At 70.7% G+C, this 17,389-nt stretch carries 13 protein-coding genes, 1 tRNA gene and 1 other RNA gene; 10 read left to right on the forward strand and 5 right to left on the reverse strand.

Translation table 11 applies throughout. From position 1 onward, the window contains the following. Positions 1-12: 12 nt before the first annotated feature. From ACWA15_RS01980 to ACWA15_RS01995, 4 genes are all read left to right on the forward strand, one after another. Complete coding sequence (locus ACWA15_RS01980) at positions 13-930, forward strand: LLM class F420-dependent oxidoreductase (RefSeq protein WP_464057741.1); 918 nt, start codon at positions 13-15, stop codon at positions 928-930. A 519-nt stretch (positions 931-1,449) separates the two neighbouring features. Next, complete coding sequence (locus tag ACWA15_RS01985) at positions 1,450-3,186, forward strand: glycosyltransferase family 2 protein (RefSeq protein ID WP_464057743.1); 1,737 nt, start codon at positions 1,450-1,452, stop codon at positions 3,184-3,186. Further along, positions 3,183-3,914: an acyl-CoA carboxylase biotin carboxyl carrier protein subunit gene (locus ACWA15_RS01990; RefSeq protein WP_464057745.1), complete on the forward strand. Its 732-nt coding sequence runs from the start codon at positions 3,183-3,185 to the stop codon at positions 3,912-3,914. Before ACWA15_RS01985 ends, ACWA15_RS01990 begins: the two co-directional genes overlap by 4 nt. Next, positions 3,914-6,001: a glycosyl hydrolase gene (locus ACWA15_RS01995; RefSeq protein WP_464057747.1), complete on the forward strand. Its 2,088-nt coding sequence runs from the start codon at positions 3,914-3,916 to the stop codon at positions 5,999-6,001. The genes ACWA15_RS01990 and ACWA15_RS01995 overlap by 1 nt, the downstream gene beginning before the upstream one ends. A gap of 19 nt (positions 6,002-6,020) precedes the next feature. Here ACWA15_RS01995 and ACWA15_RS02000 read toward each other — a convergent pair whose 3' ends face one another. Next, entirely contained in the window at positions 6,021-6,374 is a 354-nt protein-coding gene (locus ACWA15_RS02000; protein WP_464057749.1) for a DUF4190 domain-containing protein, read from the reverse strand. A gap of 142 nt (positions 6,375-6,516) precedes the next feature. Between ACWA15_RS02000 and ACWA15_RS02005 the strand changes: the two genes are divergently transcribed. Further along, the gene (locus ACWA15_RS02005) at positions 6,517-7,848 is read left to right on the forward strand and encodes a uracil-xanthine permease family protein (protein WP_464057751.1); all 1,332 of its coding nucleotides are present in this window, start codon (positions 6,517-6,519) and stop codon (positions 7,846-7,848) included. Between the two features lie 13 nt (positions 7,849-7,861). On the opposite strand, the gene ACWA15_RS02010 is transcribed toward ACWA15_RS02005, so the two are convergent. The 4 genes from ACWA15_RS02010 to ACWA15_RS02025 all read right to left on the reverse strand — a co-directional run bounded on the left by ACWA15_RS02010 (position 7,862) and on the right by ACWA15_RS02025 (position 11,163). After that, complete coding sequence (locus tag ACWA15_RS02010; protein WP_464057753.1) at positions 7,862-8,542, reverse strand: LytR C-terminal domain-containing protein; 681 nt, start codon at positions 8,540-8,542, stop codon at positions 7,862-7,864. Positions 8,543-8,551: 9 nt separating this feature from the next. Next, positions 8,552-8,863, reverse strand: coding sequence for a type II toxin-antitoxin system VapB family antitoxin (locus tag ACWA15_RS02015; protein WP_464057755.1), 312 nt, complete (start codon positions 8,861-8,863; stop codon positions 8,552-8,554). 57 nt (positions 8,864-8,920) lie between these two features. Then, positions 8,921-10,969 (reverse strand): alpha/beta-hydrolase family protein, encoded by a 2,049-nt coding sequence (locus ACWA15_RS02020; protein WP_464057757.1) that lies wholly within the window; start codon positions 10,967-10,969, stop codon positions 8,921-8,923. A 106-nt stretch (positions 10,970-11,075) separates the two neighbouring features. Then, a tRNA-Ser gene (locus tag ACWA15_RS02025) sits at positions 11,076-11,163 on the reverse strand. A gap of 203 nt (positions 11,164-11,366) precedes the next feature. On the opposite strand from ACWA15_RS02025, the gene ffs reads away from it, so the two are divergent. The 5 genes from ffs (at position 11,367) to ACWA15_RS02050 (ending at position 17,377) form a co-directional block, all read left to right on the forward strand. Beyond that, positions 11,367-11,463, forward strand: an RNA gene (ffs, locus tag ACWA15_RS02030) — signal recognition particle sRNA small type. 425 nt (positions 11,464-11,888) lie between these two features. Beyond that, complete coding sequence (locus ACWA15_RS02035) at positions 11,889-12,800, forward strand: MetQ/NlpA family ABC transporter substrate-binding protein (protein ID WP_464057758.1); 912 nt, start codon at positions 11,889-11,891, stop codon at positions 12,798-12,800. A gap of 149 nt (positions 12,801-12,949) precedes the next feature. After that, positions 12,950-14,044 carry a methionine ABC transporter ATP-binding protein gene (locus ACWA15_RS02040; protein ID WP_464057760.1) on the forward strand — a complete coding sequence of 365 codons (1,095 nt, stop codon included), beginning with the start codon at positions 12,950-12,952 and terminating at the stop codon, positions 14,042-14,044. After that, positions 14,041-14,706 carry a methionine ABC transporter permease gene (locus ACWA15_RS02045; RefSeq protein WP_464057762.1) on the forward strand — a complete coding sequence of 222 codons (666 nt, stop codon included), beginning with the start codon at positions 14,041-14,043 and terminating at the stop codon, positions 14,704-14,706. Before ACWA15_RS02040 ends, ACWA15_RS02045 begins: the two co-directional genes overlap by 4 nt. A 76-nt stretch (positions 14,707-14,782) precedes the next feature. Then, positions 14,783-17,377 carry a DNA polymerase III subunit gamma and tau gene (locus ACWA15_RS02050; RefSeq protein ID WP_464057764.1) on the forward strand — a complete coding sequence of 865 codons (2,595 nt, stop codon included), beginning with the start codon at positions 14,783-14,785 and terminating at the stop codon, positions 17,375-17,377. The last annotated feature ends 12 nt before the right edge of the window (positions 17,378-17,389 follow it).

Below are 17,389 nucleotides of genomic sequence, written 5' to 3' on the forward strand. Positions count from 1 at the left end.
ACCCTGGGTGACATGGACCTCAGGATTTTCACCGAACCGCAGCAGGGCGCCACCTACGACGACATCCTCGCGGTGGCCAAGGCCACCGAGGACCTCGGCTTCGACGCATTCTTCCGCTCCGACCACTTCATGGCGATGGGTGGAGACGGCCTCCCCGGCCCGACCGACGCCTGGCTCACCCTCGCCGGGCTGGCCCGGGAGACCTCCCGGATCAAGCTCGGCACGCTTGTCACGTCGGTGACCTTCCGCCACCCCGGGCTGCTGGCCATCCAGGTGGCCCAGGTGGACCAGATGAGCGGGGGACGGGTTGAGCTCGGTCTCGGCGCCGGGTGGTACGCGCAGGAGCACAGTGCCTACGGCGTCCCGTTCCCGGCCAAGCGCTTCGGCCTGCTCGAGGAACAGCTCGAGATCATCACGGGGCTGTGGAGCACACCGGTCGGGGACCGCTACTCCTTCGCAGGCACGCACTACACCCTCGAGGACTCGCCCGCGCTGCCCAAGCCCGTGCAGTCGCCGGTCCCGGTCATCGTGGGCGGCAACGGACCCCGGCGGACCCCTGCGCTGGCGGCCCGGTTCGCGACCGAGTTCAACGCGGCCTTCCCCGAGATCGCCGACATCGCCCCGATGTTCTCCCGGGTCCGCGCGGCCTGCGACGACGCCGGGCGCGACGCCGACGAGCTCACCTACTCCGCCGCCCTCGTGCTCTGTGTGGGCCGCGACGAGGCCGAGTTCGTCAAGCGGGCGGCCGCGATCGGCCGGGAGCCGGCAGAGCTGCGTGAGCACGGCGTGGCCGGCACGGTGAGCGAGGCCGTCGCGCGTCTCGGCGAGCTCGCTGAGGTGGGCGCGGGGCGCGTCTACCTCCAGGTCCTCGACCTGGCCGACCTCGACCACCTGGACCTCGTCGCCCGCGAGGTGGTCCCGGGCCTCTGACCAGCCCCGACACCGTCACGCTGCACCGCCGACCCGCCGATCGTCCACGAGCTGGACAGTCGGCGGGTCGGCGACGTTAACGCGGCGTAAACATCAGTCGCACCCAGCCGCCGGAGGTGGACCAGCGCGCCGATCTCGGTCGTGGCGCCCGTCTCGGCGCCCCCGACCCGCCGTCGGCCATATGTGCTGGTCGGGAAAGTTGATACCGATCTCACCCGTCGACGAATCTCCACGGTCCTATCGACCGCGACCGGAGGAGTATGACGACTTCTCGCCGCCGTGTACTGTGACCTATCTCACACACGGCTCCGGGCGGGTGCGCCGCATGCTTGCCCCACCCCCCCGTCCCACCCCTTCACCACCCCCCGCACCGCCCCTGACGGCGACCCCCCGCGCCGTCCACGACCACCGACACCCCAGGTGTGACCTGCCGCCCCACCCCAGACGCCGCCAGAGCCGCCGCCGTCCCACCAGCTGTCCTGCTCACCACGAGCACTGACCAGTTAGGGGGCCATGCACATGGCCGTCTCTGAGTTCGAACGACTTGTCATCAACCCCCGGCGCACCGACCAGGTCGACCCCGGCGGCGCCCGGCCCCACGGCTTCAGGATCCCGCCCTCTCCCACCCTCGCCGACCGCTCCCCCCGGGCGTCCGACGACCGGGCGGGCATCACCGTCGGCCAGTCCCCCTCGCTCATGATGATCGTGCTGCTGGCGACCCTCGGGGTCGTCGCCTACATGTTCTTCCTGCTCAACCCGAAGAACATCGGCGACCTGCTGCCGTACGCGATGGTCATCACCGCAGAGACGATCCTCGTGCTGCAGGCGCTGCTGGCGATGTGGACCATCCTCTCCAGCGGGCACAACCCCCGGAACTTCGCCTTCTTCCACGCCCAGGACCGTCTGCACGACGTCGCGGAGATCATCCGCGACGCGACCGAGGGCGCCCCGCAGGACTGGACGCTCTACCTGCACGACAAGCCGGTCGTCGTCGACGTCTTCATCACGACCTACGGCGAGCCGATCGAGACCATCCGCCGGACGGTCACGGCCGCTCTCGCGATCCGCGGCCGGCACCGGGTGTGGGTGCTCGACGACGGCCGGTCCGGGGAGGTGCAGGAGCTGGCCGCCGCGCTCGGAGCGCGCTATGTGCGCCGGCTGTCGAGCAACGGCGCCAAGGCCGGCAACATCAACCACGCCCTGGCCCTGGCGAAGGGGGACTACTTCGCCGTCTTCGACGCGGACTTCGTGCCCCGACCCGGCTTCCTCGTGGAGACGCTGCCGTTCTTCGTCGACGACCACGTCGCGTTCGTGCAGACGCCTCAGACCTATGGCAATCTCACCAACCTCATCTCCCGCGGCGCGGGCTACATGCAGGCGGTCTTCTACACGTTCATCCAGCCAGGACGGAACCGGTTCAACGCGGCGTTCTGCGTCGGCACCAACGTCATCTTCCGGCGCGGGGCGATCGACGACATCGGCGGGATGTACGCAGACTCCAAGTCGGAGGACGTGTGGACCTCGCTCATGCTCCACGAGCGCGGATGGCGCTCGGTCTACATCCCGATGACCCTCGCCGTGGGAGACACGCCCGAGACCATCGAGGCGTACACCAAGCAGCAGCTGCGCTGGGCGACCGGCGGCTTCGAGATCATGCTCGAGCACAACCCGCTCAGCCCGCGCCGCAGGCTGACGACGGACCAACGCCTGCAGTACACGGTGACGGCCACGCACTATCTCGCCGGGATCTGCCCGCTGCTGCTGCTCCTGGTCCCCCCGCTGCAGATCTACTTCGACCTGACACCCATGAACCTGTCGATCTCGACCGGGACCTGGCTGCTCTACTACGCAGGGTTCTACGTGCTCCAGATCGCGATCGCGTTCTTCACCCTGGGGTCCTTCCGGTGGGAGGTGCTCATGCTCGCGAGCGTGTCGTTCCCGATCTACGTCCGCGCGCTGTGGAACGCGATCTGCCGCAGGGAGCAGAGCTGGCACGTCACCGGCCGGGCCGGGCGGGCGACCTCACCCTTCAACTTCATGATCCCGCAGGTGCTGTTCTTCTGGTTCCTGGCCATGACGACTCTCGTGGGCGCGTGGAAGGACTGGGGCGACGGCTCGCTCAGCCTGGCGCTCGCGTGGAACGCGACCAACACCGCCATCCTCGGAGCCTTCTGCATCACCGCTCTGAAGGAAGGTCACGGCCTGGCGCGCGAGCGCAGGGCTGACCTGCAGCTCACCACCGGAGGTACACCATGACCTGGCCCAACCGCCTTCGCCTGTCCCTCGGGCTCCTGCTCGTGCTGGTGCTCGTGGCAACGTTCACGATCGTCCTCAACCGGCGGATCACCCAGGTGACGAGCGCGAGCGCATCGATCCAGGCGCTGCACCTGGACATCGGGACGGACTACGCCGGGACCGTCGTGAGGTCCTCCGTCGAGGTGGGCCAGGAGGTCACGGCGGGCCAGACGATCGTCGTCGTGCAGAGCCAGGCCCTCGCCCACGACCTCGCGATCGGTCTGCTCAGCGCGAGCGCCGCACCGTTCACGGTGACCGGGGACGGGACCATGATCTTCACCGCTCCGGCGGACGGGATCATCACCTCCCTCGTCGCCCAGGAGGGCACCTTCGTCCAGGCGGGTGACGTGCTGGCCACGCTCGACCGCGCGGACTCCCTCTACGTGAGCGCGGAGTACTCCCTCGACCCGCGCGACTACGAGCGGATCGAGACCGGTGCAGCGGTCTCGATCGTCCTGCCCAACCAGCGGGAGATCTCCGGCACGGTCGAGAGCGTGGAGGTGCGCACCGCGGCCGACCGCGCAGAGTCCGTCATCACGATCGCCAGCGACGACCTCGAACGCGGTGAGCAGAACGGCCTCATCGCCCCGGGGGTCCCCGTCCTGGCCAGCATCGCGTTGCGCGACGACGGGGTCCTGGCCGGCGTCGAGCAGTCGGCGACCGCCTTCCTGAGGAAGGTCACGAGCTGATGAGGTCCGCTGCGGTCGCTGCGGTCGGCGTGGTGGTCCTCGTCCTGGGGGCGCTCGCCGGCTGCGGTGCGACGACCACGACGACCACGACGACCACGACGGCGACGGACGGTGCGGCGCCCGCGCCCGCCGGGCCGGTGGCCGGTCCGGCGGTGATCGACGACCTTGCGGCCACCGTCGCGGCGGTGCCGCACCGTCAGGTCGGGCCGGCGCCGAGCATGCGCCTGGGGGACGGACTGCTCCCGCCCACCAACCGCTGGTTCGCGGGGCTCGTCTTCGGCGACACCCCGCAGCCGGTGTTCCCGATGCCCCTCGCCGTCACCCTGACCGGGTCCGGTGTCGCAGTCGGCCTGCCCACCCCGGTGACGAGCACGAACGCGATCATCGGTGCGGCGACGCAGGACGTCGCCCTCGACGTCGGCGCGAGCAGGTTCGAGGTGAGCGCCTACGACACCGCGAGCGTCACGCTGACCCTGTTCGACGACGCCGTCGCCCTCGGCACCCTCACCCTCGTGCAGGGGGTCCCGTGGGTCGCGTACACCGCCGCGGCCGATCAGGTCGTCACGTTGTCCGTCGCGTTCTCCGCCGACGAGGTGCCGACGGCCACGGTGGGTGAGCACACGTTCGCCCTCGCCACCCAGGGGACAGTGGAGTCAGACACGCTCTCCCTCACCGCCGGGCAGACCGCCGCGGTCGTCGCCGCCCCCGAGCCTGCCCCCGAGGCCGGCGAGGGGGAGGCGCTGGCCGTGCTCGCCGCTCTCGCCCTCGACCCGGTGACGAGCACGGGGCTCGCCCACGGGGTCTCGGGTGCGAGCGCATGGACGTCGCTGACGTACACGACTGCGGGGTCCTCCGACACCGCCTTCGTCCGCATGGCGCACCAGCGCTCCGCCGCGGCGGGGACGCCCGACGTGGACTGCTCCCTCGGGACCTACCGGACGGTGTACGGCACCGTCGACCTGTGCCGCGGCTCGACCCTGGGGTGGGCCGCGCCCCTCTTGGAGCCGGCGGGAGAGCTCGACCTGACCGGTCTCAGCGACGACGAGCGCACCGAGCTCTCCGCCCAGGTCCGCGCCGACGTCGCCGCGATCCCCGCGGCGCCGTCGGACACCTACTTCGGTGGCAAGGCCCTCTACCGGGACACCAACCTGCTGGTCCTGGCCGCCGAGCTCGGGCTGGACGACGTCGCCGGGCCGCTGCGCGCCCAGCTCACCGAGCGGCTGGTCGAGTGGAGCGAACCGGACGGGTGCACCCGCCGCGAGGCGCGGTGCTTCGTGTACGACGCCGCCGTGCGGGGCGTCGTCGGGCTGACGCCGTCCTTCGGGTCCGAGGAGTTCAACGACCACCACTTCCACTACGGCTACTTCCTCTACGCCGCCGGGGTGCTCGGCGCCAGCGATCCGGAGCTGCTGGAGCGGGTGCGACCGCTCATGGACCTGCTCGCGGCGGACATCGCCGCTCCGACGACCACCGACGAGCTCCCGGCGCTGCGCGTCTTCGACGCCTACGCCGGCCACTCCTGGGCCTCCGGGTTCGTGCCCTTCGCTGACGGGAACAACCAGGAGTCCAGCTCGGAGGCGGTGACCGCGTGGAACGGACTAGGCCTGTGGGCGCAGGCGAGCGGGAACGTCGGCCTGGCCGAGCAGGCGACGTGGCTGCTGTCCGCCGAGGCGGCGTCGGCCCGCACCTACTGGACCGACATCGACCTGGCCGATCCGGTCCTGGACGGGTTCGACCACACGATCGTCAGCCTCAACTGGGGGGCCAAGCGCGACTACGCGACGTGGTTCAGCGCGGAGCCGGCGGCGATGCTCGGCATCCTCGTGCTGCCGATGAGCCCGGTGAGCGGGTACCTGGCGGGAGACCCGGACCGGATCCGCACGAACCTCTCCGCGGTCGTCGGGGCGGGGGCCGACGCGTCCTACGACGTGATGTTCGGTGACTACCTGCTCATGTACGCGGCGCTCGCCGGTCCCCAGGATGCGGCGGACGCCCTCGTGGCGGCCCGCGCCCTGCCGACGTCACGTATCGACGACGGCAACACCCGCAGCTACCTGCTGGCCTCGGTGATGGCCGCCGGTCGGTAGGGAGCGGTCCGCCGACCGGTCACGCGGCGCCGAAGGCGGACTCGAGGAAGGTGGCGAGCCATTCCCCCGACGAGTTGGCGATGAGCAGGATGATGACGATGCTCACGGTCGTCATCAGGAGACCGAGATAGCCGGTGATCAGCCCGGCGAGGGCCATCCCGCTACCTGGCTGTCCGGTCTGGCGGATCTGGCAACGAGCCCTGTGCCCGAGGACGATCGCGACGATCGCGCCGATCACCGGGACGACGCTCAGGCCGACGATCCCCGCGACGAGGGAGGCGGTGGCCAGGTCGTTGGTCTTCGGCGCGGCCGGGTAGCCGGGCTGCGGGTAGCCGGAAGCCGCGGCGAACGGTTCATTCGTGGGACCGGTCACGGCCATCTCCTCGTCGAGGTGTCACCCCTGTCTGGGGTCATCGTAGTGACACCCGGTGAAGCCGGTGCGGAGCGCCGCAGTATCCTGCTCCCTGGGCCGCAGCAGCGGGCCATCGGTGGGGCCACAGATCTGGAGCAGCACGGTGAACCTTGGGTGGACAGTTCATGGCGACGGCAAGACGATGGGGCCGACCGACGTCGTCGGACCGGGAGAGCGGCTCATCTGGCCGCTGACGATCGGGATCGGGTTGCAGCACATCGTCGCGATGTTCGGCGCGACCTTCCTCGTCCCCCTCATCACCGGGTTCTCCCCGGCCACCACGCTCTTCTTCTCCGCGGTCGGGACGATGCTCTTCCTGATCATCACCGGGAACCGGCTCCCCAGCTACCTCGGGTCGAGCTTCGCCTTCATCGCCCCGATCGGTGCCGCGACGGCGTCCGGGGGGCAGTCCGCGGCTGTGGGCGGTGTGCTCGTCGCGGGCGTCACGCTCGCCGTGGTCGGTGTCGTCGTGCACTACGCCGGAGCGCGCTGGATCAACGCGATCATGCCGCCGGTGGTCACCGGGACGATCGTCGCGCTGATCGGGTTCAACCTCGCCCCGGCTGCCTGGGACAACTTCAGCCAGGCGCCGGTCACCGCGGTCGTCACGCTGTCGGCGATCGTTCTCATCACGGTGCTGTTCCGCGGGATCATCGGGCGTCTGGCGATCCTGCTCGGCGTGCTCGTCGGCTACGTCACGGCCTACCTCCGCGGCGAGGTGGACCTGAAGCCCTTCGAGGACGCCTCCCTGTTCGGCCTGCCGGAGTTCGTCACGCCGACCTTCCACGTCTCGGTGCTCGGCCTGTTCGTCCCGGTGGTCCTCGTGCTCATCGCCGAGAACGTCGGGCACGTGAAGTCCGTGGCCGCGATGACCGGTGAGAACCTCGACCACCTGGCCGGGCGGGCGCTGCTCGCGGACGGGATCGCGACGACGCTCGCGGGCGTCGGCGGCGGCTCGGGCACCACGACCTACGCCGAGAACATCGGTGTCATGGCGGCGACCCGGGTCTACTCCACGGCGGCCTACTGGGTGGCGGCCTGCGGCGCCCTCGTGCTGAGCATGTCCCCCAAGTTCGGGGCGCTCATCGCCTCCGTCCCGCTCGGTGTGCTCGGCGGCGCGGCGACCCTCCTCTACGGCATGATCGGCATGCTCGGCGCCCGCATCTGGGTGCAGAACAAGGTCAACTTCTCCGACCCGGTGAACCTCACCACGGCCGCGATCGCGCTCGTCGTCGGCATCGCCGACTTCACCTGGGTGGTCGGGGACCTGACCTTCGCCGGCATCGCGATCGGCACCACCGTGGCCCTCGTCGTCTACCACGTCATGCGGACGATCTCGCGCTGGCGCGGGACGAGCCAGGAAGCCGCCTCACCGGCGTCTGCCCCGGCCGGAACCGAGCTCGAGACGACCGTCGCGGAGCCCCAGAAGCCCTGAGCGGCAGGCCTGCTCAGCCCGCCGGCGCCTCGTCCACGGGAGCCTCCGCCGGAGCCTCCTCGGCGGGGGCGACCGGCGGGGCGGTGGTGGTGCGCGGGGTGGGGGTCAGGCTCTCGATCACCGTGCAGCCCTCGACCGAGGCCATCGCGACGGTCGGGTCGAGGCTGACGGAGTCGATGTCGGCGATACCGCTGAAGCTCGCTCCCAGGTACAGATCGAGGCTGGCGTCCTCACGGTCGTCGTAGATGAACCGGGCCTCGGGCAGGTGGGCGGCAAGGGTGTACGCCGAGGACAGCCCCGCGGCGCCGAAGGCGACCTGGACGCCGGAGTAGGACTTCTTCGAGTTCCCGGTCGACTCCACGACGAACCCGCGCGTGACGAGGTCCTCGGTCGCCGAGGACGCGAGGCCGGCCCGGTCGGTGCTGTTGAGCACCCGGAGCGTGATGGAGGAGTAGGGCACCGGCAGGGTCTCGGCCGGCAGGCAGGGCTGCGGGGTCACCTTGTCGTCGGAGGACTCCTTGGAGGAGAAGTCGCGTTCGAAGGGCGGGTCGATCGCGCCGGTGTAGACCGCGGCGGCAGCGAGCCCGGTGACCGCGAGGAACGCGATGAGCACGCCGAAGACGACCGCCTGTCGCTCGTGCTTGTGACGACGACGCGCTGCGCGAGCGCGCTTGGCTTCCTCCGGGGTGGTCATCCGAGAAATTTACCCTTGTTCTTGCGGGTCGAGGACGAGCACGCGCGCGTGGAGCAGTGCGCGTTGTGCCAGGGCCGCCCGGACCGCGCGGTGCAGACCGTCCTCGAGGTACATCACGCCCTCGTACTGGACCACATGGGCGAAGAGATCCCCGTAGAACGTGGAGTCCTCGGCGAGGAGGTTGTCGAGGTTGAGCGTCACCTTGGTCGTGACGAGGTCGACCAGGCGGACCTGGCGGGGTGGGACCGTCGCCCAGTCCTTGGCCGTCACCAGCCCGTGCTCTGGGTAGGGGCGACCGTCACCCACGCGCTTGAAGATCATGGGGCCACTGTAACCCGCTGTCCTTTTTGCTCGGCATCCTGGCGCCGGGTTCCTGACCTACCCCTCGGGCTCCAGGCGCTGGTAGGCATCGGCGAAGAGCGCCTCGCGGAACGTCTCCCGGGCCGCCAGCACGGTGTCGAGGCGGCTCATGACCTCGGCGGACGTCGGCAGGTCGAAGACTTCGCTGATGAAGCGGGGGAGGTCCGCGCGGTAGTCGTGGGCCCAGGCCCGGTAGGTGCCGGGCTGCTGGGCGTTCTTCATGTCGACCATGGTCTGGAAGAACGTCGTGATCGGCCGCCAGGTCATCCAGGGCGGCGTGCCGCGGGGGCTGATCGGGACGTGCGTGTGGGGCGGTGGCGCGGTCACCGTGCTGCGGAGGGCGTCGGGACCGAGCCAGCGCGGCTCGCTGACGGCGAGGTCGAGGCCGAGCTTGGTCACGCCGTCGTTGTCGTGGCTGACCAGCACGTACCGCAGCCGGCTGCGACGTTCGGGGCCGAGGTCCTCGAGCTGACCGAAGTCGTTGACCACGGCGACGGCCTGCGGGTCGACGTCGAGCTGGTCGCTGCGCGTCACCTCGTGCATCCACCCGCTCGTGTAGGGCGTCCCGATCCACAGCGCGCGGTCGATTCCGAGTGCGGAGGGCCCCAGGGTGCCCCAGTTGAGGAAGACGTCCTGGCTGGTGTGGGCACCGAGGCTCTCACCGAAGACGACAACCCGAGGACGGCGGGCCTCGGGGATGTCCCGTAGCCGGACGAGGATCTCCATCCACAGCTGGCGGTTCTGCTCCCGGGCCCCGGGCACCTTGGCCAGGGACAGCGGGGAGGGCCGTTTGGAGTACTGCATCGTCACGGTCGCCACGTCGCCGCGGCTGAGGTACTGCAGGGCCGCCAGGGCGACGTAGTTGACGTACCCGGTCCCGGTCGGGGAGATGAGCACCAGCAGCGAGCGTTCGAAGGCGCCCAGCCGGGTCATCTCCGCGAGCGCCAGGTCGACCCGCTCCCGGGCCGACGGCGCGCTGTCCAGGCCGACGTAGACCTGGACCGGCTCGGCCAGGGCCGGTTGACCGACCACGGTCTCGATGGAGAAGTCGGGGAGGGCTGGCTGGACCGTGTGGATGCGCTGGGGGGACGTCGGGAGCTGGGAGAGGACGTGTCGACGCCCCTCGCGTCCGAGCGTCTCCCACGGCACGAGGCTTCCGGTGCTGCCGCTGACCGTCGGACGCGCGAGATGGGAGGAGGTGCGCCCGGGCAGCAGCACCTCGTCAGTCTGGGCCGCGGCCTCGATGCGTTGCATGGCGCCGTCCCAGACCCCGACCATCGCCGTGCCCAGTCCCGCCAGGCTCGCGGCCCGGGCGGCCAGGTGCCACATCTTCCGTGACCCCGGCAGGCGCCGGTCCAGGGCGTCACCGAGGTGGTTTGTCAGCAGGCTCTCGGCGGCCGCGAAGCTCGTCAGGGTCGCGATGACACCCCCGGCGATCGCGACCGAGGCCAGGCGTGAGTTCGCCCGCAACGCTCGCACCTCGGTGGTGGGCAGCGAGCGGTGGGAGCGGCGACGTTCGACCGCGTAGGCCACGGCACCCCCGAGCGGGATGGACAGGGGGAACCGGGCGAGAGTGCCCCGGGCGCCGACGTTCTCGTCGACCGCGGTCAGCAGCGCGCGTCCGATCAGCAGCGATGCGCCGCCCGCGCCGGCGAGCGCGAAGCGGCGGCCGGTGAAGCGGGCGACCGCTCGCAGCGGCCGCTCGTCGGGCCGGGCGAAGAAGGCCAGCCCGACCGCGCAGCCGGCCGGCACGGCGCACAGGTCGACGGCTCCTTCGAGGAACCGGACCCGCTGTGCGTCGTCGAGCCAGCTCGCCCCGCGCAGGAAGGTCGAGCCGACGAGCCGCTGTGCGGCGTCGGACAGCAGGTCCTGGGCGACCACGGCGAGGAGGTAGTGCGAACCGATGGACAGCCCGGTGATGATCCCCTGGTCGAGGGAGCTGCGCGGGGCGAGGGACGGGACGAAGGTCTCCGACACGAGCGCCGACGCGATGAGCAGACCCGTCTGCGCGGAGCTGGGACGGGGTGGGAGTGGCGTGATGAACGTGGCTTCCACCTCGTCATTCAAGCACCGCACGTGCGAGCGCGCCCCGTGACCCCGCTCGTGTCGCTGCTCGTGACGGGAGGACATGACGAAGGGCTCGTGACGGTGACCGTCACGAGCCCTTCGCAGCTGGCGGAGGATGGGGGATTCGAACCCCCGAGGGCGTTAACCCAACCGCCTTTCCAAGACGGCGCCATAGGCCACTAGGCGAATCCTCCAGCAAGCACTGGTTGAACCCAGCCTGATGAGGATAGCCGACAGATGGCGTCCCACCGAATCCGGTGCCCGGGAGGGTGAGCCGGCGGCGCTCGGCGCTGCTCGGAGCGCGGCGTCCGGAGCGGGCCGTCGGCTCCCGCGAACCTGCTCCCACCTGCCCGACGGCGCGTTTCACGTCGGGCACCCTGCTTGCGTTACGCTGTGGGCAGACCCCTCGTACGGCGTCATCTCACTGAACTCCCCCAGGGCCGGAAGGCAGCAAGGGCAGGTGAGCTCTGATGGGTGTGCGGGGGGTCCTTTGCGCGTCCGGGACGGGCATTTGCCCTCTTTTGCCCTCTCGATCTCGCGATGTGACCAGCCGATCGTCCGCTCCTTGAGACTTTCTGGTTCTCAGGTTGAGATATCCCATCGGTGCTGCGCATGATTGATCCCATGTTCACCACGTCCCACGCCGCCGACATCCGGGCCCGCGCCTCGCGCCGCCCGATGATGTGCTGCCGTGTGGGCCTCATGCCCGGCGGGTGCTGTCGCTGACCTGGCGACTCACCCGGATCGGGATCTCCTCCCGGTGCCTGCCGCTGCTGCGGCGCTCCTGCCTGGCCCGTGCTGACTGCACGTGAGCTACCCGCCCTCGGCGGGTCTCGTCCCACACCCTTGCTCGACCTGTCCATCGGCTGACCGCCGAGATCGATGCGCCGCCCCAGGCGCACACCGGAAGGAACCCCTCATGATCCGCAAGACCCATGCCGCCAAGGGCCTCGGCGCCCTCACTCTCGCCGCTGTCCTCAGCGTCTCCCTGACCGCGTGCGGTGCGGATGACTCCACCGACACGAGCGCGACCGGGGAGAAGGGCGACCCGATCAAGATCGGTGTCGTGAACTCCGCAGAGGAGTCCTGGAGCCTGTTCACGAAGGCGGCTGCCGAGGACGGCATCGAGGTGGAGCTGGTGAACTTCAGCGACTACCCGCTCATCAACGAGTCCCTCGCGAACGGCGACCTCGACCTCAACGAGTTCCAGCACCTGCAGTACCTCGCGAAGAACAACGTCGGGACGGGACAGGACCTCACCCCGATCGGTGCGACCGCGGTGTTCCCGCTCGGGCTGTACTCCACCAAGTACGAGTCGGTCGAGGACATCCCGGCCGGCGGCGAGATCGCGATCCCGAACGACGACACGAACCAGGCCCGAGCCCTGCTCGTGCTGCAGGAGGCCGGCCTCATCAGCCTGGTCGACGGTGGGAGCGCCTTCTCGACGACCGCCGACGTCATCGCCGAGGAGTCCACCGTCAAGGTCACCGCGGTCGACGCCGCCCAGACTGCCGCGGCGCTGCCCGACCTCGACGGTGCCGTCATCAACAACGACTATGTGACGTCCTCCGGTCTGACCACCGACGAGCGCCTCTACGCCGACGACCCGGACGCGTCGGCGGCTGAGCCGTACATCAACATCTGGGTCTCCCGCGCGGACGACGCGGACAACGCGACCTACCTCAAGCTCGTCGAGATCTACCACTCGGCCGAGGTCGAGGCCGCAGCCCTGGAGGAGTCCGGCGGCACGGCCGTCTTCAAGGACAACACCGCGGCAGAGCTGCAGACGATCCTCGACGGCATCGTCGCGGACTTCAAGGCGACGAGCTGATCGCTCGGACAACCTCGGGGTGGGGCGGTACGGTGCAGTGACCGTGCCGCCCCGCTGCACGTCCGCAGCTCGACCGCACGACCCGGCCCGGCCCGCCTGACCAGCCTGATCTGACCCACCCGACCTGACCCCGCCTGCTGAGGAGCCCGATGAGCGAGACCCCCGATGCGATCGTCACGTTCCGTGACGTCTCCAAGGTGTTCGTCACCGGCAAACAAGAGGTTCGCGCCGTCGACGGCGTGACCCTTGACATCGCGCCGGGCGAGATCTTCGGCGTGATCGGCTACTCCGGAGCGGGCAAGAGCACGCTGGTACGGCTCATCAACGCGCTGGAACGCACGACGGCAGGGTCCATCGTGGTCGATGGCGTCGACATCACGACGCTGCGCGAGGGGCAGCTGCGCAGCGTGCGTTCGAAGATCGGGATGATCTTCCAGCAGTTCAACCTGATGAGCTCCCGGACCGTGGCCTCGAACGTCGCCTATCCGCTCAAGGTCGCCGGATGGCCGGCGGACAAGCGTCGTGCGCGGGTCGCCGAGCTCCTCGAGTTCGTGGGCATCTCCGACAAGGCGCGTCGCTACCCTGCCGTGCTCTCCGGCGGGCAGAAGCAGCGTGTCGGTATCGCCCGTGCCCTGGCGACCTCACCGAAGATCCTGCTCGCCGACGAGGCGACGAGCGCCCTCGACCCGGAGACGACCCAGGACGTGCTGGCCCTGCTGCGCAAGGTCAACCGTGAGCTGGGCATCACGGTCATCATCATCACCCACGAGATGGATGTCGTGCGCTCCACGTGCAACCGCGTCGCCGTCATGGAGCACGGACGTGTCGTGGAGTCTGGTGACGTCTACAGCGTCTTCGCCAACCCCCAGCAGCGCGCGACCCGCGCCTTCGTGGACAGCGCCCTGCGGGACAGGCCGACCGCCGACGTGCTGGAACGGCTGCGGCACCGTCATCCCGGGCGGCTCGTCACGGTGAACGTCCATGAGGACGGCACGTCGGGCGCGCGTCTGACCAAGGTCCTGCGCGAGCACGACGTCGAGGGCACGATCGTCTTCGGTGGCATCTCGGAGGTCGCCGAGCGCCCCTTCGGGTCGGTGACCTGGGAGCTGCTGGGTTCGCAGGCAGCCATCGAGTCCGTCCTGGCGGCGCTGCGCAGCTACACGACCATCGCGGACCTCGGCACCGCAGCCGACCCGCTCGCCGACCCCGACGCCCCTGTCCCGTCCTCGAGGAGCAACCCATGAGCGAGACCGACTGGGACCGCCTGCTCCCCATCCTCGGCGACTCCTTCTGGCAGACCATGTACATGGTCTCGATCACGATGATCATCGGCGGCTTCGCCGGCCTCCTGCTGGGCCTTGCGCTCTACGCGACCCGCAAGGGCAACCTGCTCGCCAACGGGCCGGTGTTCAGCGTCCTCAACATCCTCGTCAACATCATCAGGCCGATCCCGTTCATCATCTTCATCGTCGCGATCGGGCCGTTGACGACTGCCGTGGTGGGCAAACGCATCGGCATCGAGGCGGTGACCTTCGCGATGGTGATCATGGCCTCCTTCGCCTTCTCGCGGCTCGTCGAGCAGAACCTCGTGAGCATCGATCCGGGCGTGGTCGAGGCCGCACGGGCGATGGGCGCGTCCCCGCTGCGGATCGTCTTCACCGTCCTCATCCCCGAGGCCCTCGCGCCGCTCATCCTCGGGTACACGTTCTTGTTCGTCGGGGTCCTCGACATGTCTGCGATGGCTGGGTACCTGGGCGGGGGCGGGCTCGGTGACTTCGCGATCGTCTACGGCTACCGGCAGTTCGACTGGGCGGTGACGATCGTCGTCGTGCTCATCATCATCGTGATGGTCCAGGCCGCGCAGTTCCTCGGCAACTGGCTGGCGAAGGTGGCTCTGCACCGGTGACCGACCTGTGCGCACGGTCGTGCTGACCGTCGCCCCATCGGCCCTCGATGTCGGACGCACCGTCTAAGGTTGCGGTGTGAGCACAGCCCTGTACCGCCGCTACCGTCCAGAGAACTTCGCCGAGGTGATCGGCCAGGAGCACGTGACAGAGCCTCTCATGCAGGCTCTGCGCTCCAACCGCGTCAACCACGCCTATCTGTTCTCCGGGCCGCGAGGCTGCGGCAAGACGACGTCCGCGCGGATCCTCGCGCGGATCCTCAACTGCGCCCGCAACACCCCCGAGACGCCGTCAGACACCCCGTGCGGGGAGTGCGAGTCCTGCATCGAGCTTGCCCGCGGCGGGCCGGGGAGCCTCGACGTCGTCGAGATCGACGCCGCGAGCCACGGTGGTGTCGACGACGCCCGCGAGCTCCGGGAGCGCGCGACGTTCAGCCCCTCCCGTGACCGGTTCAAGATCTTCATCCTCGACGAGGCCCACATGGTCACCGCGCAGGGCTTCAACGCGCTGCTCAAGATCGTCGAGGAGCCGCCGGAGTACCTGAAGTTCATCTTCGCCACGACCGAGCCCGAGAAGGTCATCGGGACGATCCGCTCGCGGACCCATCACTACCCCTTCCGGCTCGTCGCCCCCGAGACCCTGCAGAGCTACCTCGCCTCGCTCGCCGCGAGCGAGGACATCGCGGTGAGCGCCGGCGTCCTCCCGCTCGTGGTGCGGGCCGGCGGCGGGTCCGTGCGCGACTCCCTCTCCGTGCTCGACCAGCTCATGGCCGGGGCAGAGGGCGCCACGCTCGACTACGAGCGCGCCGTCTCGTTGCTCGGCTTCACCCACGTCACCCTGCTCGACGACGTCGTGGACGCACTCGCCGCCCGCGACGGCGCGAGCATGTTCCGGGTAGTCGACCACGTCATCGCGACCGGCCACGAGCCGCGCCGCTTCGTCGAGGACGTCCTGGAGCGGCTGCGCGACCTCATCGTGCTGTCCGTCTCGGGCGACGCCGCGCAGGCCGTGCTGCGCTCGGTGCCCGCCGACCAGCTGGCGCGGATGCGCACCCAGGCGACGAACCTCGGTGCGAGCGAGCTGTCCCGGTCGGCGGACGTGGTCAACGCCGCCCTGACCGAGATGAGCGGGGCGACCTCACCGCGCCTGCACCTGGAGCTGCTGTGCGCCCGGTTGCTGCTGCCGGCCGCGGACGACACCACCGCCGGGATCGGCGCCCGCCTGGACCGCCTCGAGCGTGGGCTCGCCAGCGGTGCGGTGGCCCGGCCCGTCGCGACGGTGGCAGCGCCTGTCGCAGCCGCTCCCGTGCCTGTCGCAGCCGCCCCGGCGGCTGCTGCGGTCGCTCCGGCCGCCGGTGTGCCGGTCGCCGCGGCGACGCAGGAGTCGCCGGTCGACCAGACCGCGCCCGTGATCCCCCGGACCGTGGGGTCCGTGACGAGCCCTGCGTTGACGGGCACTGCGGCGACGAGCCCCGCGGCGACCACCTCCGCGCCCACCAGCGGCGCGACCGAACCGCCCCCGTGGGACACCCCGGCCGTGCAGACGGCTGAGCCCGCTGCGGTGGTCCAGCCGGTAGCCCCGCCGGAGCCCGCGGTTCCGCCCGCCGCGACGCAGCCCGCTACCCCCTCGCCCGCCGTCCCCCCGCCCGCTCCGGTGCACCAGGTCTCGGCTCAGCCCGCGCCCGTCCCCCCGAGCGTGGCACCCGCACCCCCGCAGCCGTCCACAGCCGCAGCGCCCGCTGGGACGTCGGCCGGCGCCGGAGCGTCCACGACCGACATGCTGCGTCGGCGCTGGCCCGAGGTGCTCGACACCCTGAGCCGGTTGCGCAAGGCCACCTGGGCTCTCGTGGCCCAGAACGCTCAGGTCGCCGACCTCAACGACAGCACCCTGCGCCTGACCTTCGCCTCGGCAGGGCTCGCGACCGCGTTCCGCAGCGGCCCAGGCGCCGAGCTCGTCCAGCGCGCGATCCGCGAGACGCTCGGCTTCGACATCCGCGTCGAAGGTGGGATCGAAGAGCCTGGCCGCGCCCCGGCGCGGCCCACCGGCGCCCCGGCGCCGAGCGCTCCGCCGCAGGATGCCGACCGGTCGGCGTCGTCGGGCGCTGTCGCCGGGGTCGACCCGGTCGCGGCGGCGGCCTCCTGGGACGTGCCGGTCCCGCCTGCGGCCGCCCCTGCCGGACCGTCGCCCGCGACGTCGTCGGGCGACGGTGGCGCCACGGCACCGGTCGCTCCCGGCGCGGCCGCGGCGGAGTCTGTCCGCACGGGCTCCAGCGATCGCAGCCCGGGGAACACCCCCGGGTCCCAGGAACCTGCGCCCGAGTACGGCGAGGAGCCGCCCGGGGACTTCGACCACGAGCCCGCCCCGGAGTTCGGGTCACGTCGCCCACCATCGCCCAGCCCCGTCCGGCCCAGCCCCGCTCAGCCCAGCCCCGCTCGGCCAGCCGCAGCCGCAGACGCACCCGCGCCGACCAGGCAGAGCACGGAGAGCCCGCGCCAGGCCGCCGAGCGGCACGTCGCGGCGACCCGCGCGCAGGACGAGGCGCGCGCCCAGATCGTCGACGACCCTCAGCCCGACGACGAGGACCTCGCGTCCTCCGGCCAGGTCGGGGCGCCGTTGATCGCCCAGATCCTCGGCGGCGTGGTGATCGAGGAGATCCTCGACTCCGAGGTCTGAGCCCCTCCCGCC

Source organism: Sanguibacter sp. TS_SC_8 (assembly GCF_055361235.1).